This is a genomic window from Hydrogenimonas cancrithermarum (assembly GCF_030296055.1).
Classification (GTDB): Bacteria; Campylobacterota; Campylobacteria; order Campylobacterales; family Hydrogenimonadaceae; genus Hydrogenimonas; species Hydrogenimonas cancrithermarum.
This window is the reverse complement of sequence record NZ_AP027370.1, coordinates 1722847-1745117: the sequence shown is the minus strand read 5'-3', so window position 1 is coordinate 1745117 and position 22271 is coordinate 1722847. Positions and strand designations below refer to the sequence as shown.

At 54.7% G+C, this 22271-nt stretch carries 19 protein-coding genes; 16 read left to right on the top strand and 3 right to left on the bottom strand.

Annotation, left to right across the window (positions count from 1 at the left end; genetic code table 11):
• Positions 1-131 precede the first annotated feature (131 nt).
• The gene (locus QUD54_RS09110) at positions 132-4715 is read right to left on the bottom strand and encodes an Ig-like domain-containing protein (protein WP_286336418.1); all 4584 of its coding nucleotides are present in this window, start codon (positions 4713-4715) and stop codon (positions 132-134) included.
• 256 nt (positions 4716-4971) lie between these two features.
• Between QUD54_RS09110 and QUD54_RS09105 the strand changes: the two genes are divergently transcribed.
• Positions 4972-5469, top strand: a complete 498-nt coding sequence (locus tag QUD54_RS09105; RefSeq protein ID WP_286336417.1) for an exosortase/archaeosortase family protein — start codon at positions 4972-4974, stop codon at positions 5467-5469.
• Positions 5466-8105, top strand: coding sequence for a S8 family serine peptidase (locus QUD54_RS09100; protein ID WP_286336416.1), 2640 nt, complete (start codon positions 5466-5468; stop codon positions 8103-8105). The genes QUD54_RS09105 and QUD54_RS09100 overlap by 4 nt, the downstream gene beginning before the upstream one ends.
• Positions 8106-8127: 22 nt before the next feature.
• Here the strand turns inward: QUD54_RS09100 and QUD54_RS09095 are convergent, their stop codons facing one another.
• Entirely contained in the window at positions 8128-9540 is a 1413-nt protein-coding gene (locus QUD54_RS09095) for a hypothetical protein (protein ID WP_286336415.1), read from the bottom strand.
• Between the two features lie 219 nt (positions 9541-9759).
• Positions 9760-11073, bottom strand: a complete 1314-nt coding sequence (gene traF, locus QUD54_RS09090) for a conjugal transfer protein TraF (protein ID WP_286336414.1) — start codon at positions 11071-11073, stop codon at positions 9760-9762.
• Positions 11074-11288: 215 nt separating this feature from the next.
• On the opposite strand from traF, the gene QUD54_RS09085 reads away from it, so the two are divergent.
• The 14 genes from QUD54_RS09085 to QUD54_RS09020 are packed head-to-tail and all read left to right on the top strand — an operon-like array spanning position 11289 to position 22254.
• The gene (locus tag QUD54_RS09085; protein WP_286336413.1) at positions 11289-12020 is read left to right on the top strand and encodes a hypothetical protein; all 732 of its coding nucleotides are present in this window, start codon (positions 11289-11291) and stop codon (positions 12018-12020) included.
• On the top strand, positions 12013-12822 hold the full coding sequence (locus QUD54_RS09080; RefSeq protein WP_286336412.1) for an autotransporter outer membrane beta-barrel domain-containing protein: 810 nt from the start codon (positions 12013-12015) through the stop codon (positions 12820-12822). Before QUD54_RS09085 ends, QUD54_RS09080 begins: the two co-directional genes overlap by 8 nt.
• Positions 12819-13205 (top strand): hypothetical protein, encoded by a 387-nt coding sequence (locus QUD54_RS09075; RefSeq protein WP_286336411.1) that lies wholly within the window; start codon positions 12819-12821, stop codon positions 13203-13205. Before QUD54_RS09080 ends, QUD54_RS09075 begins: the two co-directional genes overlap by 4 nt.
• Complete coding sequence (locus tag QUD54_RS09070; protein ID WP_286336410.1) at positions 13202-13711, top strand: hypothetical protein; 510 nt, start codon at positions 13202-13204, stop codon at positions 13709-13711. The genes QUD54_RS09075 and QUD54_RS09070 overlap by 4 nt, the downstream gene beginning before the upstream one ends.
• Positions 13695-14519, top strand: coding sequence for a PDZ domain-containing protein (locus QUD54_RS09065; RefSeq protein ID WP_286336409.1), 825 nt, complete (start codon positions 13695-13697; stop codon positions 14517-14519). Before QUD54_RS09070 ends, QUD54_RS09065 begins: the two co-directional genes overlap by 17 nt.
• Complete coding sequence (gene gspD / locus QUD54_RS09060; RefSeq protein ID WP_286336408.1) at positions 14506-16293, top strand: type II secretion system secretin GspD; 1788 nt, start codon at positions 14506-14508, stop codon at positions 16291-16293. The genes QUD54_RS09065 and gspD overlap by 14 nt, the downstream gene beginning before the upstream one ends.
• Positions 16293-17783 carry a GspE/PulE family protein gene (locus QUD54_RS09055; protein ID WP_286336407.1) on the top strand — a complete coding sequence of 497 codons (1491 nt, stop codon included), beginning with the start codon at positions 16293-16295 and terminating at the stop codon, positions 17781-17783. Before gspD ends, QUD54_RS09055 begins: the two co-directional genes overlap by 1 nt.
• Positions 17780-18979, top strand: a complete 1200-nt coding sequence (locus QUD54_RS09050) for a type II secretion system F family protein (RefSeq protein ID WP_286336406.1) — start codon at positions 17780-17782, stop codon at positions 18977-18979. The genes QUD54_RS09055 and QUD54_RS09050 overlap by 4 nt, the downstream gene beginning before the upstream one ends.
• Positions 18980-19004: 25 nt before the next feature.
• Positions 19005-19355 (top strand): four helix bundle protein, encoded by a 351-nt coding sequence (locus QUD54_RS09045; protein ID WP_286336405.1) that lies wholly within the window; start codon positions 19005-19007, stop codon positions 19353-19355.
• A complete protein-coding gene (gene gspG / locus QUD54_RS09040; protein WP_286336404.1) occupies positions 19352-19825 on the top strand; it encodes a type II secretion system major pseudopilin GspG in 474 nt (157 codons plus the stop codon). The genes QUD54_RS09045 and gspG overlap by 4 nt, the downstream gene beginning before the upstream one ends.
• A gap of 30 nt (positions 19826-19855) precedes the next feature.
• Positions 19856-20449 (top strand): prepilin-type N-terminal cleavage/methylation domain-containing protein, encoded by a 594-nt coding sequence (locus QUD54_RS09035; protein WP_286336403.1) that lies wholly within the window; start codon positions 19856-19858, stop codon positions 20447-20449.
• Positions 20439-20843: a hypothetical protein gene (locus QUD54_RS09030; protein ID WP_286336402.1), complete on the top strand. Its 405-nt coding sequence runs from the start codon at positions 20439-20441 to the stop codon at positions 20841-20843. Before QUD54_RS09035 ends, QUD54_RS09030 begins: the two co-directional genes overlap by 11 nt.
• The gene (locus QUD54_RS09025) at positions 20840-21355 is read left to right on the top strand and encodes a PulJ/GspJ family protein (protein WP_286336401.1); all 516 of its coding nucleotides are present in this window, start codon (positions 20840-20842) and stop codon (positions 21353-21355) included. The genes QUD54_RS09030 and QUD54_RS09025 overlap by 4 nt, the downstream gene beginning before the upstream one ends.
• Positions 21352-22254, top strand: a complete 903-nt coding sequence (locus tag QUD54_RS09020; protein WP_286336400.1) for a hypothetical protein — start codon at positions 21352-21354, stop codon at positions 22252-22254. Before QUD54_RS09025 ends, QUD54_RS09020 begins: the two co-directional genes overlap by 4 nt.
• The last annotated feature ends 17 nt before the right edge of the window (positions 22255-22271 follow it).

Here is a 22271-nt window from a genome sequence, read left to right as displayed (position 1 = left end):
TACCCAATTTTTTACCGAGGAGTCTATTGCATGCGTTTGCAAAGAGTTTTCGAATGTGTGAGGATATTGAATGGTGTCCGGGGGAGTCCGATTTCCCCCGGGAGTATGGAAGGCGAGTGCCCTCCATCGTGTCAGGGTGTCACATCCCCGTGTTTTTCGGCAATATGAATCGTGAAGTCCTTCTCCATAAAGTAGGGCATGTTTGTCTCTTCGTTTTCGGTGTCACTCATCTTCTCGACCGTATCGGCGATCGCTTTGTTCGCCATGAAGGCGAGAATCGACCATTCGACCGAATCGCCGCTATTGAAACTCCATGCGGCGTTCCAGCCGGCAAGCGTGCCCAAATCGGGCAGTGCATATGCAGTTGCCGTACCGAGCCACGCTTTCGAAATCCAGATCTCCCGCTCGACACCACTGTTCTTCTGCTCGATCCACGCGGCATACATTCTCAACTCCGGACTCGACGCCGAAGGGATGTAGTCGAGCCCGCCGAACGCTTTGGCTCCCCAATCGAACGTCGCATTGAAGTCCTCGATAACGGTAGGATCGTATGTCGTCACATCCGCCGCGAATGTCGTGGCGTCTTTTGTCTCCAACAAGATTCTGGACTGGTTCGTCGTGTTGTTTTCCGTCATGGCGACGAAGCTGTAGATATCTCCCGACACCGTCGTTGTCGTCGGAACCGCATACCATTTATGGACACCGCTGTCGTCGTCGGACATTCCGACGATACCGAGCGCCGAACCGTTTGCGGTAATGAAAGAGGCGACACCGACTCCATTGGCCACGGTGAAGTTGTGTTCGACGGGGTCGATGCCCTCCGTCGAAAGATTCAGGTCTTCACCCACCAAATCGGCGTTGACGTCGATATCTCTTTTTATGCCGAACTTTTTGACCGTATAGGTCGTCATATCCAGGTCTTCCACCACCAGGTCAAAAACCCCTTTCGTCACGTTTTCTAGCGTGTAGTTGTACGTGTCAACCAGGGTTAGGTTGCCATCCGACGAACCGTCCATGCCGACGGTCACCATTCCTCCGGTGACGCCGCTGATCGTGCCGGAGACGGTATGTTTCTGACGCGTCGCTTCCTCGCATATGTCGATCGTGGCGTATTCTCCGACGGTCGCCTGAACGATAGCCACTTCGTTGCCAGCGTCGCTACAGTGGACGGCGACACCGTACTTGTCATCGGCATCGGCGTTGAACGTAAGGGTCCGGCCGGTTCCAAGCTGGTTGAAATCGACCGCTTCCCATGTATCGTCCGAATAGGAATAAGCGGCCCAGTCGGCACCTTGCAAAATCAGCGTGACGGCACCACCGGTACCGCCGCCGCTGTTGATATCTTTGACATTGAGCACTTTGAACACGGTAACGTCGTCCGTATTGGCAGGATAGTGCACACCGTACGTACCGGCAGCCACCTGGCCGAAAAAGGTTTTCAGATACTCTTCGCTCCCTCTCGTGTAGTGGATCGTTCCGTTGCTGTCGATACTCCAGGTTCCGCTGAAGCTTACCCCGTTGCTGAGTCTCTGCGTATAGTTCCCATCATCATACATCTTGATCGTGGCATTGAGATCTTTTTCGATAATATGGATATCGATCTCCTTGCCGCTGACATCCGAGACACTTACCGGCACGATGTCTTCGGGAGCATGAATGGCATTACCGACAGATACGGGGAGTGCTCCTTCAATCGTCTGCGTTGCATTGCTTCCGTAGAGGGCGAGCACTTCGTCGCATCCCGTTTCCGGTATATACCCGGAGTAGAGAACCCCGTCGACGATGCCGTAAGCGTCGCGCCAGCAGTCATCCTCGCCTGCGTCGAGTTTCACCCAGACGACGCCTTGTTCTATCGTCCATGTGCCCACTCTCGTCGTGTTGTCGTCCGTGCTTATCAGCAAACCTGTGGTGGCGCCACTGCCGTTGCTGTCGAAAGCGTAGGGTGTGCCATGCTGCGTCGTTTCGTCCCACGCTTCGAACCAGTGTTCCTGGACACCGACACTGAAAGCCTGCATAAAGGCTTCGAGCGAATCGTAGTTCAGGGCCGGCGCGTTCTGGACCCACGGGCGGTACTCGTCGAAAGGCCCTTCCAGACGGGGGACTCCATGGTCGACATGGAAATTCATGCGGTAGAGATGGTCGTTCGCACCGAAAATGGCCGTCACGTTGTGTTCTTCGTCGACCGGCACGGTCAGGGTGGTGCCGTCGAGCTCTACGCGCCTGAGATCGGAAAGCGTGAAATTGCCCTCTTCGATCGCCAGTGTCGTCGTATTGTTGTCCGGATGGATCTGGTAGCTACCCTCCTCTTCGAGCACGTCGAAGCGTACCCATATTCCGCCATCGTTCAGGAAGTGCTGTGCACGGATCTTCGCCACACCGTTTTGGAAGAGGAAACGGGTATATTCGTCGTCGATATCGGACATCGTCTGCCCTTCGAGAGTCGACATCGAAACCGGATTGCCATTGGTAACCTGTATCGTGACCGTACCCCGCGCCGTCGCCTGGCCGTCGCTCACCTGGTAGACGATCGTGACCGTTCCCGCATTGGCCGGTGCGGTGTAGGTGATCGTCGTGCCAGCGAGACTCGCCTGGCCGCTCGTGGGGGTGCCGACGATGTTTACGGTCAGGGTGTCACCGTCGATATCGTCGATATATTGGCTCAAATCGATCGTCACGGACTTGCCGGCTTCCGCCGTCACGTTGAGATCTTCCGCGGTCGGCGCATCGTTGGCTCCCACGATCGTCACCGTCACCTGCCTCGTGGTTTTATCCAATGACTGAACGGTGAAAGAGAGCTGGTGCGTCTCACCATCCGCCAGGGACTGGACCGCGGTGCTGGCGTTGTCGAGCGTAAAACTCCAGCTTCCGTTCTCGTCGATCGAGAAGGTGCCGTAACCAGTCGTGTTGGTTTCGGCGATGAAGCGATCCTCACCCGGATCGGGATCGGCCACGTTCAGTTTTCCGGTCGCCGGAGCGGTTGCGTCTTCCGTCACCGTTCCCGTAAAATCCCCGGAAATAACCGCCGGATCCGGAACGTTCACGACGGTGACGGTAAAGGTTTTCGTATCGTTGTTTTCACCATCGCTCACCGTCGCGGTGACCGTCACCGTTCCATTCATATTCGGCAATGGTGTGATCGTCACGACATTGCCGCTCAGATTCACATCCACGATATTCGCCGGATCGACAGCGACGCTGTAGGTCAGATTCGCCGGATCCGTATCCGGATCGGTCGCGTTCAGATCGACTGGAACGGCCGCACTGTCTTCGTCCATAGTGACGTTCGCCGGCTGCTGCAGCACCGGCGCATCGTTGACCGGCGTCACGGTCACATGGATCGTGCCGTTGCTCTCACCACCCCAACCGTCTCGGATTTTGTAGGAGAACGTATCGGTCCCGTTGTAGTTCATATCCGGTGTATAGACGACGATGTTTCCGTTTTTCGCCACCGTACCGTGCGCCGGATCGGACACTTCGGCCAGCGTCAATGCATCCCCGTCCGGATCGGTGTCGTTGGCGACGGGATCGAACGTCACAGGCGTATCTTCCAGTGTCGTCACGTTGTCGTCGGCTGCGACCGGAGGATGGTTGCCGTTGCGGGGAACGAAGAGGTTGAACCGTTTGACGGCATTGGCGTTCCCTTTCTCGATTTCCGCTTTCAGCACGACGTTCGTATCGCTGTAGACGGTATCGAGCGCACCGGTCGACGTGTCGATGACGCCCGCCGGCTCCACATCCCATGTAATGGTGGTTCCGTCGATCTCACATTGATTCTTCGCGGAAAGGTTCAGATCTTTCGTCACATTGTTTTCCGAACCGTTCGCACCCTTGATCTTTTCGAAGGTAAGACACGTGACCGCTTCCAGAACGCTCTTCGTATCGTTGACGTCGGGGACGGTAACATTTTCATCGTTTTTAACCTGTTCGGCGACCTGTTCCGCGACACTCGAAGCGACCACCTGGTAACTCGGCAGATCGGGAACCGTTCCGTTCGCCTCCTCTTTCAACTGGCCGATGAACGCGTTCACCCTCTCCGTCGCTTCGGCCACTTTGTCAGGATCGGCCGTGACATTGACCTCGTTCGCGAAGGTTTCCGCCGCCGCCGAGAGATTGAAATCGTTTTCGGCGAGCGCTTCGACCGCCTTTTCGAAGACCGTTTCGTTCACATCGCCTGCAGCGGTACCCATGATCTGCGCTGCCGCCACGATCTGCTGCGAAACGAAGAAAGCGTCGGCATCCTGCATCGGGTCGGCACCGACTTTGTTTTCGTCGATACCCAGTGCCTGCGCGACCCTCTTTTTCGCACCATCGACACTCTCACCCTTTTCGACCAGCGCCGCCACCATCGATGTCAACGGGGAAAGGATGAAAGTGGTTCCGTCGTAGACGGCGCTGAGGCGCCCTTTGAAAGGAAGGCCCGTCGCCAGGTCCGTACCGCCCGACGCATAGATGAAATCGCCCGACGCCACCACGCCGACTCCGAACGAAAAGTCGCCGTTGGCGTCGGTCGTCGTCGTAGGTTCGCCCACATTCTCCAGCTTGTCTTTGTTTTTATCGACGAAGACATGGGCATCTCTCACATACCCGTCGACCACTTTCCCATTGATGCCTGTAGCGACGGTTCCACCGCCGCCTCCGCCACCACAACCGCCGAGAACGAGTATGGACGTCATCAACGCGACGCCATACATCTGCCTCCATCTGTTTCGCACCATTTTTCCCATCCTTCTTTCAATAAATTTCCATGAATGGGCAAGCGATTCACCCATTCGAAGCTTCCGAACACGAAGCACCTTTCGGAGTATCCTATCCAAGGTATGATAAATTTTCAATGAAACGAAAAGCAACGGATTGACTTCTCCGTCGTGAAACCTCGACATCGCCATCGCTCTGTGGATACAAAACGCTCGCCCAGGTTACCCTTTCGGCACACCATTGAATTTATATACGATATTATGTTAACATCTGTATATGTATCATTATGCGAAAAGATATGTTTTATGGATATTTCTTCTCTTTTCACTCTTCTATTTCCAATATTTCTCTCCCCTTTTCGTATTCGTCCATCTACAGACATGGTTGACTGTCGAATCGCTGGAAACGCTGTTCGAGCTGCTTCGCATACCTTCCGTGCCGGATCACATAGCCTCCTTTTCGATACACGGGTTCAGGCTCGTAATCGACGACGCATGCAACGGATTTGGCTTCTATCTGCTTCTTGCCTCCGCCATTCTGGCATACAACGCATCGTTGGCGGAAAAAACGCTATGGCTCGCGCTCGGATATCTCTTCGTCGTGTTGGCCAACCTGCTGCGTCTGTCGCTCATCGCCTATATGGTTTCGATCGATCCCCGTCTCTTTCATCTCTCCCATGACTTCATAGGGCGTTACGGAATGCTCTTTTCCGTTTTCGTTCTCTACTATATCTTTATAAAAGCCGTTACGATCGGCAGAAAGGATTTCGAATGAGAGGCCGTTTGCGAAGGTTCGGCATCGTATGCCTTCTTTCTATTATGGGTTATTCCGCTTTCGCCGCCCAAAGCGGGGACGATTACGCCCCGAACGAGGCACTCGTCGTCTACAAAGACCAATCGGCTCTCCAATCGATCCATGCACTTCTTCCGATGCAGGATCTGGCCATCGGCCTGTTGAAACGGCTCTCAGGCAGAAGCGGCAAAATCTTCGCCCGGGTACGCTCCTCCCTCTCCACCGAAACGCTCTGCGAGAAGCTCAGGCAGGACCCGCGTGTCATTGCGGTATCTCCAAACTACAGACGCCGCCTCAGCACCATTCCCAACGATCCCGATTTCCAAAAACAGTGGGGATTGCGCAATACGGGACAGGAAGTCGAAGGAGAGAGCGGCTCGCCGGGAGCCGACATTCATGTCGAAAATGCATGGGACCTCACGGTCGGCTCCTCCGATGTCGTCGTCGCGATACTCGATACCGGCATCGACTACCGGCATAGCGACTTGAGGGAAAATATCTGGGTCAACGGCGAAGAGATGGCGGGGATCGAAGGGGTCGACGACGACGGAAACGGTTATGTCGACGATATTTACGGCTACGATTTCGCCGCCCAGCCAGACGGAGAGAACGATCCGGACCCGATGGACACACACGGCCATGGAACCAATGTCGCAGGAATCGTAGGAGCCGTCGGCGACAACGGCATCGGCATCAGCGGCGTTGACTGGCACATCAAAATGATGGCGGTGAAAGTGTTGAGGCCCGATGGATACATCTACGACAGCGACGTTCTCGAAGGGATCGAATACCTCCTCGTCATGAAAGAGAAGATGGTCAATCTCGTCGCGGTCAATGCATCCTTCGGAAGCCGCAGCGGAAACCAGGACGACCCGCTTCACCTCGCCATCGAGGCGCTTGGCGACGCGGGAATCCTCTTCTGTGCCGCCGCCGGCAACAGCGGCCGAAACAACGACGGCTTTTTCGCCGAGTTCCCCGCTTCCTACAATGCAAAAAACATCGTCTCGGTCGCCGCGACCGATCGAAACGATTCACTGGCTTCGTTTTCGAACTACGGAAAGGAGAGTGTGGATATCGCGGCCCCCGGGGTCGATATATTGAGCACGCTGCCCGATGAATCCTACGGTTTCATTTCGGGAACTTCGGAAGCGACACCGTTCGTCACCGGCACGGTCGGCCTTGTCGCATCGCTCTACCCCGATGAAAACGCCACGATCCGCAAAGCCCGCATCCTGAAAAAAGCGGAAACCCTTGCGAATCTCGAAAACCGTACCGCCACCTCCGGCCGCCTGAACGCCGCCGCCTCTCTTCTGGCTGATGCCGCGAAGGTGGAGCTATCCACCGCCGCTCCGCTGCAAGGGGTGTGTGAAGGCTCGACCTTCACGCTCACGGGCGAAGGGTTCGGGCATCAACGTGGCCGCGTCGAGTTTGTCGATGGCGACGGCAACGCAACCGACGCCTCCATACGATCATGGTCCGATACACGCATCGAGGCATCGGCCCCTTCGATCGAAAGCGGAAAAAACCTTTTCGTCGAAGATGCCTACGGGCTCCTTTCCGAAACGATTACCGCAACCGCATGGCGGCCCGTAAGCGAACCGCGCTTCGTACACCCCCACGGCTTCGCCGTCGCCAACGGCCGGGAGATCTATCTCGGTGGCGGACCCGACTCGGACACGCTCGAACGGTACGACATCGAGAGAGGCCTGTGGGACCAGATCTCCATGCTGCCGGAAACACGATCGGGCGCCGCAGCCATTTTATGGAACGGTTCGATCTATCTCTTCGGCGGATACGACAACGGGGGTGCCACCAGCGCGAAACTTCACATCTACGACACGGCAACGTCCCAATGGCGGGAAGGCGCACCTCTTCCCGTGCCGCTTCGCCATGCCAAGGCGGCACGCATCGGCGAAGATATCTATCTGAGTGGGGGGATGCTCTCTTCGGAATCCGGCAGCGAAGTGGACACGCTCTACCGTTACGACACCGATACGGACAGATGGGAAACACTCGCCTCCATGCAGGAGCGGCGTGCCGCACACGCCATGGTCTCCTACCGTGGCGAACTCTATGTTTTCGGCGGCTTTTCCGACGGTGCCCTCCTTCGAAGCGTCGAGCGCTACGACCCCGAAACGGGCCGATGGGAGAAAATGTCGCCGATGCCGATACCACTCGCCTTCATGGGCGCCGCGCAAGGGTACGACACACGGGGAACGCCCACCATTCTCGTCGCAGGCGGAAAGACGGCCGATGGAAAATGTTCCGACAGTCTCTTGCTCTTCGATCCCGAAAAAGATGGCTGGTCGAACCGCTCCGATTCCCTCTATGTGCTTTCGCAAAAGCGTTGCGCAGCCTCCGCGCTCTACGTTCCGAGCGAAGGTTTCTATCTCGTCGCCGGCCTCACGGGAGAAAACGCTCCTACGAAAAAAACGGAGTCTCTCGCCATCCCCGCCCCGATGGGAAACGGTGACGTCAACCTGACCGAACCGCTGCATTTCTCTTCAACGCATGGCGGCGCACCGCTCATCGATACACTCTTTTTACTCCTGAGTTTGGCGGGGTTCGTCTCGATAGGTTGGGTATGGGGAAAATTCGAGGAGAGAAAGCCGTCCTGAATGGACGGCCTTCGGTCAGGCATTAAGGGCCAACTGGAAGAGAAGAACCGGAAACCCCTTCGAAGAGCGCCGTACAGTTGCCTTCGATCAACGCTTCCCAACTTCCGTAGGTTTTGTTCGTATCTACGGATGTCGTGGCGTAGGTCTGGTTGTTCTCGTCGAGATTGAAATCGACGGCCGCATTGGTCGCCCCCTGAAGAAGGACGCTGCCTGTGTATGGTAATGCACTATCGTTGCCATCCTGGCTATCATACTTGGCATAGACATTCATCTGACCGCTGTAGGTGACCGCGCCTCCCATGCAGGGTGTCGCGAGCGTTCCGCTCACGGTCACGTTCTCTTCAAGTCCCGTCTTCTCGATATTGAATTCGAAGTTTTCGCCGTAAAGCGCGAATCCCCCCAGATCGATCTGCTGCGCAGGGTCTACTGCAATACCTGCAGCCAACGCCACATACCCACTCGTTCCGATGTAGCCGTCGAGCGAAACCGTTGTACCTACTGTGTCCGCTACTGTGTATTTCACTGCCGTCGCATTGAAATCGACCGCCTGCAGATTGGCGTCGGCGACTTTGATTGTCGAGTTATTCCCATCGTCTGCATACGCCACCAGGCTCAGGCATCCGTCGCTTAGAAGAGAGAGGGTCGTGCTTTCCGTGGCATCCTCGAGCTGGAGGATAGGCTCGGATGCCGTCCGCTCCATTTTTCTCTCTTCGAATTGCGCATAGATGGTTGCATCCAATGTCCCTTTGTCCAGTGTTTCATTGTTTTCCATCTTCACGGTCAACTCGTCGGCATCGATGCGGTATCCATCCCATGTGCTGTTGGCGTCCTCTCCCCAATACTTCTTCAACAAAATCTCCCCATTGAACGTATAGGTATCGGTCGTGGGTTCGTACCCATCACCATTCTCCACACTATCCAAACCATAAAAAGCAACGATCTGCTCTACCAGATCCTCTAAAAATCCCTCGTACTCCTTACAATTATTGAACTGATAGGTCGCTAGCTCATACTGTTCACTCTCGTTTTCGTCGTATGTCACGGTACGTGTACCACTGACACTACAGTTTACTTCATGCGATTCACCATTCAGGTCCATCCCACTTGGCGACATACTCTCCACCGCAGCCAAGCCATCGCTTCGAAGGACATTGAAACGATCCGCCAGCTTCTGCAGAGCGCTCTTGTCGGTGGTGGTATCTTCCGACGACACCTCTTTTCCTTCATACACTAGTTCGGATCCGACTAGCCCGACGTGGTACAACGTACTCATCGCGTTTTGGACATTCTCGGAATTTTGCATCGGAGCTTTCACTGCTGTCCACGCCGGTAGCGTACCGCACGCGTTACTGCTTGAACCTCCGCCTCCACATCCGGTCATGACAACGAGAGCCGCTGTCACCGCCGAAACGGCTATTGTTCGTTTCCAACTCATAATTCATCCTTTTTGTTGGTATATACTCATTATAGAACCCAAAAGATTAAAAATTTATAAATTTTGTAAAACTTACTTTAAGAAAACGATCACCGTGGGAGTTCATGCCATCCTTATATTTAAAACGTAGACGAAAAAGGATGGGGAGCGGATTTGAAGAGGCGACCATGGCGCGGTGAAGCGATACCGCGCCTTGGCGAAGGGGTTGGAAAAGTTTCTCTACCAGCGCGAAACGAGCGCCAGATTGACTCTGGCGTAACGCGGAATTTCATCGCCGTCGTAGTAACCGGTTTTGGTGCTCATCATCGCCGAAATGTCGAGTTGGAACTGTTTGACACCCAAACCGAGGCCCGCCGTGACGATTGTGCCGAGCGTACTGTCCGCCATATTCTGCATCGCCCCCAGGCGGAACGAAAACCAGTCGACAGGATGGACGTTGACGCCCCCGCCGATATACTGGCTGTCGATGTCGTCGAGGAAGGTCTTGTTGGATGTCAGGTCGACATCGAGGGCGATGTCGAGCCAATGGTCGAGCCCCGCATAGTAGATACCAGCTCTCGCCATCGGGTCGATCTTGTAGGTATCGCCCGTCACGGTATCGAACTCGGGGGTATTGAGGTTCTTGCCGACAACGCCGACACGAAGCTCTGGCAGCGCACTGGGCGTGTAGAAAGCACCCAGGTCGACACCGAAAGAGGAGGTCGATTTGTCTCTGTCCTTGAACGAATCGCCAAGATCGCCCGAACTCGTATCGATGCTGACATGAGTATCGTAGGTCATGCCATACATATATTTCAGCGACCCGCCCACACCGATCGTCCCGATGGAAGTGTCGAAAGCGTGGCCGTAACTGAAAGGGACCTCTCCAACACTGAGCCCTTTCAAAGAGAGGTAGGTCAGGTCGTTTTGCAATGCATAGTCGAGCGAACCGTTGACGTAGGCAGTTTCGTCGGAAGCTTTATAGGAGTCCGTCGCGGGGTCGTACTCCGCATAGTAATCCGTCCCGCTTACGTTTTTCTTGACGATCAGCTGCAAATGGTCCGGATCGATCACCGGTTCCGCCGTCCCTTCGGATGTGACATAGACACCCACCGCGAAGTTTTTCATCTGAACCCCAAACGCACCGCCAGGAGTCAGGATCAGCCCACTCGTCTCACCGGACATCTTCTGCAGGATTTCGAGAGACTCTGCCATTCTCGCCGCATCGCCATTGGCCGTGTTGCTTCCGTCGACCGGGGCATTGTTTGCGATCCGTTCGATCGTTCCCGTCAGATCGTTGTCGCTGAGTGTATCGATATTTTCCGCCAGATTGTACTCGGCGACCCCGACACCCGCCGAGAGCGTCACTTCGGTCGTATAGTCGTGCGCCGCCAGCAGTGCCGGGTTGTAGTAGGCCGCCATCGAACCGCTGGCACTCGCCACGCCGGCACCGCCCATCCCCATACTCTGAAATCCGAGAGGCTGAAAACTCATCGCCTGCGCCGCAGCCGCGGCGACACACAAACCGAAACCGCTTCGAAACCATTGTCGCATTCTAACTCCTTCATATTTATAGAAAATTATCCTAATATCTATCGACTCTTTTTGGGCAAGATTTAGCCGTTGCCTTGGATTGTCACGATCCAGGCGAAACAGGATATCCCAATAACATCCATTCAATAAATATTTATCGACTGTTGACTATAATGGTTTAAACTTAACGCGTTTTTTTTCCGGCTATCGGAGTTTTTATCTAATAAAGGCAGGGTTTGGCACTACACTACATCAGAGAGGACAGTACCGTTCGCAAAGAGAGAGAAGAGGAGATCGTCGTCGTATCCCCTTCACTCTATTGGTATGCCAATGCCAAATTTCCGACACGCTCCTTGGCAAAAGCCAGAAAACTGGCCGATGCCTTTCTCGCATCACGCCCTGAAACCTATCGCGCGATTTTCGTGGAAAAAAGAGGAGAGAGCTTCGACTGCTACGCGTACGACGCCGACCTGCTCGCCCGACGGATCGACGAAACGGGTGCCAAAAACGCCCCCTGCTATTTCCTGCAACAGTTTTCGGAGCAGATGCCGCTTCGAATCGACGACGGCCTGGTCGCGGAGAAGCTCAACGGGATCTGTATCGAGATGGAGAACGAGAACACGAGTCTCCCCTCGCTGGATTCTCTCGATTTTCCAGCCATCGCCCAGCCGTGTAACCGGGCCGAGCGTGGAGGCGTGGGAAGAAAGTCGCTGACGGCGCTCGTGGCTTTGCTCGCCATCGCGGCGCTTTTCGACCTCTCTCTTCGCTACCAGAGCCTGCATGCCGTTCGGAAAATGGTCGACGATACACGTACCGAGCGTTCGCTTTACGAGATCGAGTCGCTGGTCAAGCGTTACGAAAGCACGATGGCCCGGCAACGAAAACTTCGCGATGCCATCAAACGCTCTCTTCAGGGAAAAATCGGCAAACTCACCTGTAGCGCGCAAAAAGGATGTGTTCATGAATAGAATGAAGATTATGGCACTGATCGCACTTTTACACACTTCGCTCTTCGCACACGATATCTATATCGGCGGGCAGATGGTGAATTTCGATTATGAAGAGCGGGACGCAAACGGCGATTATCTCGACGGTGAAACCTCCGGCTTCTCCGACATCACCGGCTTCGAAACGGCCCTTCGCCTCGATTTCGAGCCGATCCGCCACGAAACGGCCCGCCCCTATCTGAAACTTCTTTTTTCCTACGCGCGAGGCTCGAGCGACTACGACGGCTTCGTATCGGACGGAAGCGGCGCTACGCCCTACCGGGGAACGACGGATGTGGAGATCTACACCGGAGAGATCAGGCTCGCCGCGGAAGAGGCCCGAAGCGACTATGCGATGCGCGCTTTCATGGGGGCGGGTTACCGCCACTGGCAGCGCAATCTCGATAACCACGACGGATACGGGTACGATGAAGCCTACAAGTGGCCCTACCTTCTCATCGGCCTGGGTACGAGATGGTCGCCCGTGCCGGCATGGTCCATCGGCGCTTCGGTCCACTACCAGCACGCCATCGCCCCGAAACTCGACGCCTCTCTCGATGGCGGCGTCACACTCGATCTCGGCACGACGAACGGTTTTCATCTGGACATCCCTCTGACATGGAACGTTACCCGGCAGTTCTATCTGCAGGGCAACTACGCCTACGACTACTGGGATATCGATGAATCCGAGGCCGCTTACGGTTCGAGCGGCCAGGGGTATATCGAGCCCCGAAGCACGACGAAAAACCAGATCGTCTCACTTCGCATAGGATACGTCTTTTGAGGCCCTATCTGATCGCTCTCTTTTCGCTGTCGCTGCTCTGGATCACGGCGGCACTCTACATGGATAGCCAAAAGAACACGCTCGAAAAGGAGTATCATAAGCGAAGCACACTGGTCGGGCGCTACCACGCCTTGAAAGAGGTTTGGTCCGAAAAGGCGCAGAGGGAGGCTCTGAAGCGCTTCGAAACGATGCTGAGACTCTACGGAATCCAGCCAAAGGTGGCCAAAAAAACGAACAAGAAGATTTACCGCTTCGAACTGGATGCGAAGCGCGTCGATACGGTATTGAACAAACTGCTCAACAGCACACTGGCGATCGAAACATTCGAGGTACGACGCAAAGACGGCCATACGCTCTCCGTCGAAGTAGGAGTTTCACTGTGATCTGGCTCAAACGCATCCTGTTCACTTTGGCAGCTATGACGCTCTGGATCGCGTTGACCCTGCTCTTCGTCTCCAAGGAGCGGCTCTGCAACGCGGCGATCGAGGCGGCATCCGAAGCACAGGTGAACGTCTGTTACGATACACGCACAACCTCGCCTATAGGCTGCAGTATCGAGCGGATGACACTACTCTATGCCCACTCTCCCGTAGCGAAGGTCGGGGCCCTCCGGATCACGCCACTGGAGCTGGCCCTTTCGTCGATTCGTCTCGAGGGGATGGCGGCATCGCTTGTGCCGCCGAATATCCGCAGCGTCACGGTTCGTCTCCTGCCCGGAACGATCAGGGCGGAGGGGGACTTCGGAACCCTGGAGGGCGATATTTCATGGCGAACGCGGACCGTCACCCTCCGGCTCACCCCCTCGTCGGTCATGCGCAGGAACTTTGTCTCGACACTGCGGTACTTCAGTTTGAAAAATGGGAAATACACCTATGCCACGTCGTTTTGAAGCACTCTTTCCCATCGTGGTATGGAGCCTCGTTATCGTGCTGGCCGCCAAACTCGCCGCCCTGACAGTCGACGTTTTTTTGCCGCCGACGGCATCGCTCGAGTGTAGGGCAACCGTCGAACAGCCAACCGGCCGCTACCCTTTCGCCCATGCGTTCGCACTTCGAAAGAAAGATGCCACCAGGCGTGTCAAGCCGCACAACAAACCGCCGGCCACCCTCAAAGGATACACACTGACCATGACAGCCGTCGGCAGCCCCAGCATGGCCATCGTCCTGCACAACGGAAAAAGCAAACTTCTCACCGTCGGCGAGACGATCGACGGCTTCGAGTTGGCGGAAGTCTTCACGGACCGCATCAAGCTTCTCAAAAACGGCCGCGAATACTGGCTGACGATGAAGAAGACGAAAAGTGGGTCACTCTCCACTTCCAGAAGCAAAAAAAAGAGCGGAAACGAAACGGCCGCACTGACCGAACAGATCCGGCAGGAGGGCGATACCTACTACGTCCCGAGAGAACTGCTCGACGAGATGCGCGATGTCAAAAAGATCTTCAAATACATCGCGATCAACCCCGTCTACAAAGCGAACAAGCTCGTCGGTTTCGGTATCACCAACGTTAAAAAAGGGTCGGTTTTTGATAAAATGGGGTTACGCAAACGTGATATCATCGAAAAAATCGACGGCAAGCCCATAACGAACGAAGGCGATGCCTTCAAATATTTCAACAAAATCAACGAATTGAGTACGCTTTCGTTGACGATCAAACGCGGCAGCCAGCGAAAGGAGCTACATTATGAGATTTATTAACCTGTTTTTACTGACAGCTCTGATCCTGCCATTCGGCCTTCAGGCAAAAAAGATCACCGTCAACTTCAACAACACGCCGATCAAGGACGTGATCCGTTTCGTCGCGAAACAGGCCCACAAAAACATCCTCATCACCGACAGAATCAGCGGCAACGTCAACTTCATCTCCGAAGAACCGATCGACGAGAAAGAGCTGCTTCCACTTCTGTCGCAGATCCTGCAAAACCGCGGCTACACGATCATCGACGGAAACAACGGCTACATGATGGTCACGCGCGCCGCCAACGCCAAGAAGATGGCGACTCCCGGCAAATCGGAAGCGGGTATGCTGACCAAAATCATTCCGGTCCACTACCTCAAAGCGAGCGATGCGGTACAGAAACTGCGCTATCTCAGCAGCCAGTTCGCCTCGGTCACCTTCGACAACAACAAAAATGTCATCATCATGAGCGACTACCCCAACCATATCGAGAACTTCGAGGCGACACTTAGGAAGATCGACCGGCCGATGAAAAAAGAGATCCGTTTCATCGCACTCGACAATGCGGACGCCATCGCCGCCATGAAAGAATTGAACGCGATTTTCAAAGCGCTCAGCTCCACCTTCCGCTTCCCGGTCACGCTCAATGCCGATGCAAAAAGCAACAAAATCGTCGTGATCGCCGATACCCACGACATCGAAAGAGCCGTCGGCATCGTCAAAAAATACGACAGCCAAAACAGTGCCAAAGAGGTGATGAGCGACGTCATTTTCCTCAACAATGCCGAAGCGGCCGCAACCGTCAAAATCCTGACGGGATTGATGAAAAGTTTCGACAAGCAGACGCAGGCACACGTTTCGATTCAGGCGAAAGAGGATATCAACGCCATCGCCATCACCGGAACCCCGCAGGCGGTCAAGCTGATCACGAAGGTGATCAAGAAGCTCGATATCGAACAGCAGCAGGTCTACATCAAAGCCCACATCTACGAGATCAGCCAGAACAAACTGCAAAACCTCGGCATCAAATGGGGGTTGGCCGGGGGTGCCGTCGCCGGGAACACCCTTTTGACATCGATCTTCAACATGGGCGGCTCCTCGTTCGTACTGCCCTCCTCCCTGACCGACACCATCGACTTCGGAACGACCTCGAAGGCTGTCGCAGTCGGTGCCATCATCGACCTGTTGAAACAAAACGGTGCCGTCAACGTCGTCTCCGAACCCAACGTTCTGTGCATCAACAACAAAAAATCGACGGTCTACATCGGCAAGACGATCTCGATCCTCACCAGCCAGGCAACGGGAAACGACACCACCTCCATCACGCGCAACACCTACAGCCGTGAAGATATCGGGTTGACACTCGAAGTCAAACCCCAGATCGCCAGCGACGACAAAGTCCTTCTCGAAGTCAAGACGAAGATCGAAGATATCGACCGTTCGAGCACGGTCGCCGCCGACCGTCCGACGACACTGAAACGGGAAGTCAACACGGTCTCGATCGTCCAGAACGGCGAGAGCGTCATCATCGGCGGCCTGCTCAAAGACTACTACTCCAAAGGCGTCAGCAAGGTACCACTGCTCGGCGACCTTCCTTTCCTCGGCGCGCTCTTCACCTCCACCAACGAGAACCGGGACCAGATCAACGTCATCGTCGTCCTGACACCCTACATCATCAAAAACAGCCAGTCGCTCGCGAAGATCCAGGAGCAGATTGCGAAGACGGAAGATCTCAAAACGAAACTCACAAAAATCCTTCAGCGCGAGCTCGAAGCCGAAAAGGGGAACGAATAATGTTTTCCGCGCCGCTTCAGGCGACACTTCCCATCTATACGGAAGTCCAAAACCTCGACTTTTACATCAAAAACGGCCTGCTTTTCTGTATCTACGAGGAGAAACCCCACGCCTGTATTCGTGAAAACCCCGATGCCAACATGCTCAACGCCCTCTCGCATCTTGGCGGAAAATTTCCCCTCCTGCTGCTTGAAACGGAGAGTTACGACGATCTGAAAAACCGTTTCCTCGAAGCCAAAAGCGAAGAGAGTATCGGAGGCATCGAGGGGTTCGAAAGCCCGGAAGAGATCGAAAACTTCCTTCAGAACGAAGATCTTCTGACAAGCGAAGACTCGGCGCCGATCATCCGTTACGTCAACTCCCTTTTCGTACAGGCGATCAAACGGCGCGCCACCGATATCCACATCGAAACCTTCGAAAAAGATGGAGACGTCCGATTCCGTATCGACGGCGTATTGAACAAGATAGCCACCCTGAAAAAAGGGGCGATCGGCTCCATCATCAACCGTATCAAGGTCATCTCCAACCTCGACATTTCCGAAACACGCATCCCCCAGGACGGCCGTACGAAGATCACGATCGCCGGAGCGAGCGTCGACGTGCGCGTCTCGATCCTTCCGACCTATTACGGCGAAAAAGCGGTACTTCGCCTTCTGATGAAAGGCGAGTCGATTCCCTCCCTACAGGAACTCGGCTTCTCCGAAGAGGTCTACACCAAACTGCGTTCGCTCCTGAAACACAGTTACGGAATGATCCTCATCACCGGCCCGACCGGAAGCGGCAAGTCGACGACATTGCACTCCTTTTTGAAAGAGATCGACCACGAACACTACAACATCGTCACCGTCGAAGACCCGGTCGAATACAACGCCGAAGGGATCAACCAGATCCAGGTGAACGAGAAGGTGAACCTCACCTTCTCCGAAGCGCTCCGTTCCATCCTGCGCCAGGACCCCGACGTCATCATGGTCGGCGAGATGCGTGACAAGGAGACGGCGAAAATCGCCACACAGGCGGCGATGACGGGCCACCTGCTGCTCTCGACGCTTCACACCAACAGTGCCGCATCGGCCATTCCGCGCCTGATCGACATGGGCATCGACCCCTTTCTGGTCAGTTCCACCCTCATCGGCATCCTTGCACAGCGCCTCGTCCGGCTGCTCTGCCCACACTGCAAAATTCCCTACGAGCCGACCGACGAAGATATCCGTTACTTCGACCTGCCGCACAATGCCACCCTCTACGGCCCCAAAGGGTGCGACAAGTGTGGCGGAACGGGTTATGTGGGGCGGCGCGCCATCGGCGAGATCATCATCGTAGACGAAGCCTTCGCCGCGCAGATCAAACGTGGCGCCGACGAACAGGAGCTGCGGCGATACCTAATAGAAAAGAGTGATTTCAGGCCGATGTTCGAAGAGCTCAGGCGCATGGTGATCGCGGGGGAAACGAGTATTTCCGAAGCGGTGCGCATCGGGGTCAAAGGGCTATGACTTTCACCTACAAAGGGTACGACAAAAGCGGCAAACGCATCAAAGGCACCATCACCGCACCCGATGTCACGTCGGCAAAAGAGCAGCTTCGATACCGGAACGTTCTCGTCGAGAGTATCAAGCCCAAAAGACAACTCTTCGCCCGTCCGGTCCCGCCCGCACTCATCGCGGCACTCGGGCGGAACCTCAGCCTCTATCTCAAAGCCGGTATTTCACTCAACCAGGGGCTGCATCTCGTCGCCGAAAACTTTCCGAAAAAAAGCAAACAGCACGCCTTTCTCGAAGAAGTTGCCCGTCATATCGAAAGCGGCGGCTCCTTCTACGACGCCTTGGCCGCCCAGAGCATCTATACCGTTCCGCCCTACTTCCTCCACACGATCAAGGTGGCGCAAAAGAGCGGCAACCTGGAGATGGTTCTGCTGGAACTCTCCGACTACGTCCAGGAGCAGGAGAAGATCAAACGCGATGTCGTCAAAGCTTTCATCTACCCCACCTTTATCCTGCTGATCGCCATTGCGATGATCAACTTCATGCTCACGACGATCATCCCCAAGATCGTCGACATGTTCGAATCGACCAAGAGCGAACTGCCCACCTCGACGAAAATCACACTGGCGCTGTCCCACTTTTTCCAGGCCTACTCGGGCGTGATGATCGTCGTGGCCGTCGCACTGGCCGCCGGACTGGTTTTAAGCTGGAAACAGAACGAGAAGTTCGGCTACATCATGGACCGTCTCGTGCTGAAAATCCCTCTTTTCGGCGACATGGTGGTCTTCATGGAGCTGGGGCGTTTCGGGCGGGTGATGGCACTGCTGATGCAAAGCGGCGTTCCCTTCGCCCAGGCGCTCAATTATGCCGCACAGACCATCGGAAACCGCTATCTTCAAAAACTTTTTGGTAAAATAGCTTCACAAATCGTCGAGGGAAAAAGTTTCACACAAGCGGTTCGCGAGAATGTCAAAAACAAAGAGATTCCCAACGACTTCATCAACGCCGTGGCGCTGGGAGAGAAGAGCTCACACCTGGCATTTTCGCTCAAAAGCCTCGCCGAACTCTACGCCCAACAGAACCGCGACCGCATCGAAGTGATGCTCGCCCTGCTGGAACCTGTCTTGATGCTCACGATCGGCGGGATTATCGGATTTCTGGTCATCTCGATGCTGTTGCCGATTTTCTCAATAAGTATTGAGGGCTGAGCGTTGAGTGTTGAGTGGAGTGAATGTGCGGTGTAAAAACCTGAACGTTTGGAAAAAGAGTTGTCGGCTTTCGGTCGAGATTTATAGATATTTTGAAACGTGTAAAAATTTTGGATTCAAAGACCAAATCACAAGAAGCGCACTCTCGATTGCGAGCAATATCGCCGAGGGAGTGGAGAAAGATTCGAACAAAGAGACGATTAGATTCATAGAAATCGCACGTGGTTCGACCGCCGAACTGATCACGCAAACCTATATCGGCATCGAAATCGGATATATCGAAAAGAAGATCGGCTTGCAATGGATAACAGTCATTGAAGAGATCGCCAATATGCTAGGCGGTTTGAAGAACACATACAAGGAGAAACTGGCATGAAAGAAAAAAGATCTCAACACTCAACACTCAACACTCAACACTCCCGAAAACGTTCTGCGTTTTCGCTCCTTGAACTGATGATCGTCATCATCATTCTGGGACTTCTGAGTGCCCTCGTGCTGCCGAACCTGATCGGCAAGGCCGAAAGTGCCAAACGCAAGCTGGTCTGCATCCAGATGAAGCAGATCGAGGAGGCACTCAAATCGTTCAAGTTCGACAACGGCATGTACCCGACAACGGAGGAGGGGCTCGAAGCGCTCATCAAAAACCCCGATCCCCAGAAGTACACGAACTACGCACCGACCGGTTATCTCGAGAGCAAAACACTCCCACGAGACCCGTGGAAGCACCCCTACATCTACATCAACGAAGGCAACGAGATCAATATCATAAGCCTCGGAGCCGACGGCAAAGAGGGAGGCGAAGGGGATGCCAAGGACATCACACTGCAGGAGTGCGAGAGACACTGAGCATTGAGGACTGAGCATTGAGAAGATTTTATGAGTAAGCTTCACGCATCCGAACACTCAACACTCAACACTCAACACTCAACACTCGCGCCACTTCGTGGCGCCTTCACCCTGATCGAACTGCTCATCGTACTTCTACTGATGGGCATCGTCTACGGCATCGCTTTCAACACCGTCATGCCGAAATCCCCCGCGGAAGCGGCCCGTGAAGAGCTTTCGCTGCGGACCATCGACACCCTTTTCAAAACCTCTCCGAACTACAAGAAGCGTGCAATGACCCTCTACTGCAGCGAATCGAAAAAATGCCGTCTGACAGCCGAAGGTGAGCTGCTCTCGGTCTTTTCTCTTCGTGAAACCGGGATCGCCTACCGTCTCAATCCCGACGAGACCCTTCAAAGTATCGACTACCCCCACATCAAGATAGGCACCGACGAATTCCGCCCCTCCTTTGCGGTTCGCTGCCGCAAAGATGGCTTTTTCGATCCGCAGATCATCCGCGTCGGCGAACGGTGGCTCTACATCCACCCCTATGAAAAGCCCCGTTTTTTCGACGACCCGGTCGCACTGGTCAGCGCTATACGCCAGAGCGACTACCTCCCAGACAGAGCCGGTTATGCGCAGTGAAACCCCCGCCTTCACGCTGCTGGAAGTGCTGATCAGCATCATGCTTCTCTTCACGATGGGACTTGCGCTGTTGAAATTCGATGGCTGGATCAAAGGGGAGATGGAGCGCTATCGCGGCAAAGCGATCCTTCTCTACCAATCGACACCGCTTCTTTATGCAAATCTTCACCGGATCGGAAAAAGAGATATCACGCTCTACGATACGACCCGTTTCACGAAACTCCGCGATGACGAAATTTTTTGGCTCAAAAGCCTCGAGGCGAAAGCGACACTCGGAAAAGAGGAGAAAAAGACACTCTTTCAAAGCGGCGACCTCGACCTGACCTACAAACTCTTTCCGGTCCGGATCGAACAGGATGGAAGTTCGGTCAATTTTCTGAGGCTCGAACCGTGAAAAAAGCGTTCACCCTCGTCGAAATGCTCATCGCCGTTTTGCTCACGGCGATCGTATTCACCTATCTCTTCGCCACACTGAACGATCTGAGAAGCAGCCATGCGCGCTACGAAAAGTCGGCCAAAAGCGTCACGGCGAGCCAGACCATCTTTTCGCTGCTGACAGAAGACATCACGCAGATGCGAAGCCCCATGACGATCGTACACGAAGCGGGTTACGACCGCTTCTCGTTCACGACGGACCACTCCACCTACGGTATCGCGAGGCCCTGGGTCCACTACTACGTCAGCCGCAGGGAAAACGCACTGATCCGCATCGAAGCGACGAAGCCCATCGACTTTTTCGGAAGCAACTACATCGGCGACTTGAACGGTACCTATTTCTTCGCCGACAAACTCGCGGTGGAGTGCACCTCTTTGCGCATCAGCGACAACAAATCCCATGCCGATCTTCTGCTCAAGTGCCAGAAGATCGCGCCCATCGTCATGACACTCTACAAAGGCGACCGATGAGACGCGGCATCGTACTCTTCATCACCCTCGGTATTCTGCTGCTTCTGAGTTCCATCGTATTTCTCTTTCTTCAGCAAAGCGGTGCACTCAAGAAGAGTGTCAGAAAAAACATCGATATCATTCAGACCAATCTGCTTCTCAGCGACATGAGCGATTTTTTGAAGTCTCAAAACTTCACCCAGGACGATATTTTCTATGGAAGCGGAATCCCCGTCTCGCTCGACCTGGGGCCGGTTTCCGGTACCATCACGCTCTCCTCGGCGCGCGACAAAATAGATATCAACGCACTGCTCGGCTCGGTACAAAAGGAGCAACAGGCACTCGATGGCCTGCTGCTTTGGATGGAGAACCGGCATGTCAAAGCGCCCTCGCTGCTGCTGGCAATTCTTCTAGACAGCTACGATACCGACAGCTACGAACGCGAACGCGGCAGCGAAATACGCAACAACCGACCGTGGTTTCAAAACGGACAGATCGCGAACAGCCGCGCGATGGAGACGATTTTACAGACCTACACGACCCTCAGCGGCGACGCGAACCTGACCCTCGAAAGCTGGGAAGAGACCTTCGGATACGAAGGAGCGGCCCTCGACCTCAACTACGCCACCAGCGAACAACTGAGGCTTCTCTACCCCGATTTTCCTCCGGCTGTCATCGCCAGACTCGCCGCACACGACGAGCGTTACGCCAAAGCGGAAGATCTCCCGATCGATGAAGAGTACAAAGCCTCTCTTCTTACCGTCCACTTCGGCATCACACCCACACTCGAAACCGACACACTCGATGTACGGATCACTTTCTCTTCCACCCAGGAGTGCAGCGGTTCCATGGGGTTCTGGATGGGCGTGAAAAAGAAAAAGATCACACACCTTTCGCTCTCCCCCGTAACCTGCGAGTGAAATGGTATAATACGCGT

Coding starts and splice junctions, on each gene's coding strand:
- gspD (WP_286336408.1), top strand. CDS start 14,506: ATGAGATTTATTAACCTGTTTTTACTGACAGCTCTGATCCTGCCATTC.
- QUD54_RS09050 (WP_286336406.1), top strand. CDS start 17,780: ATGACTTTCACCTACAAAGGGTACGACAAAAGCGGCAAACGCATCAAA.
- QUD54_RS09095 (WP_286336415.1), bottom strand. CDS start 9,540: ATGAGTTGGAAACGAACAATAGCCGTTTCGGCGGTGACAGCGGCTCTC.
- QUD54_RS09030 (WP_286336402.1), top strand. CDS start 20,439: ATGCGCAGTGAAACCCCCGCCTTCACGCTGCTGGAAGTGCTGATCAGC.
- QUD54_RS09035 (WP_286336403.1), top strand. CDS start 19,856: ATGAGTAAGCTTCACGCATCCGAACACTCAACACTCAACACTCAACAC.
- QUD54_RS09105 (WP_286336417.1), top strand. CDS start 4,972: ATGTATCATTATGCGAAAAGATATGTTTTATGGATATTTCTTCTCTTT.
- QUD54_RS09055 (WP_286336407.1), top strand. CDS start 16,293: ATGTTTTCCGCGCCGCTTCAGGCGACACTTCCCATCTATACGGAAGTC.
- QUD54_RS09020 (WP_286336400.1), top strand. CDS start 21,352: ATGAGACGCGGCATCGTACTCTTCATCACCCTCGGTATTCTGCTGCTT.
- QUD54_RS09100 (WP_286336416.1), top strand. CDS start 5,466: ATGAGAGGCCGTTTGCGAAGGTTCGGCATCGTATGCCTTCTTTCTATT.
- QUD54_RS09065 (WP_286336409.1), top strand. CDS start 13,695: ATGCCACGTCGTTTTGAAGCACTCTTTCCCATCGTGGTATGGAGCCTC.
- QUD54_RS09080 (WP_286336412.1), top strand. CDS start 12,013: ATGAATAGAATGAAGATTATGGCACTGATCGCACTTTTACACACTTCG.
- QUD54_RS09110 (WP_286336418.1), bottom strand. CDS start 4,715: ATGGTGCGAAACAGATGGAGGCAGATGTATGGCGTCGCGTTGATGACG.
- gspG (WP_286336404.1), top strand. CDS start 19,352: ATGAAAGAAAAAAGATCTCAACACTCAACACTCAACACTCAACACTCC.
- traF (WP_286336414.1), bottom strand. CDS start 11,073: ATGCGACAATGGTTTCGAAGCGGTTTCGGTTTGTGTGTCGCCGCGGCT.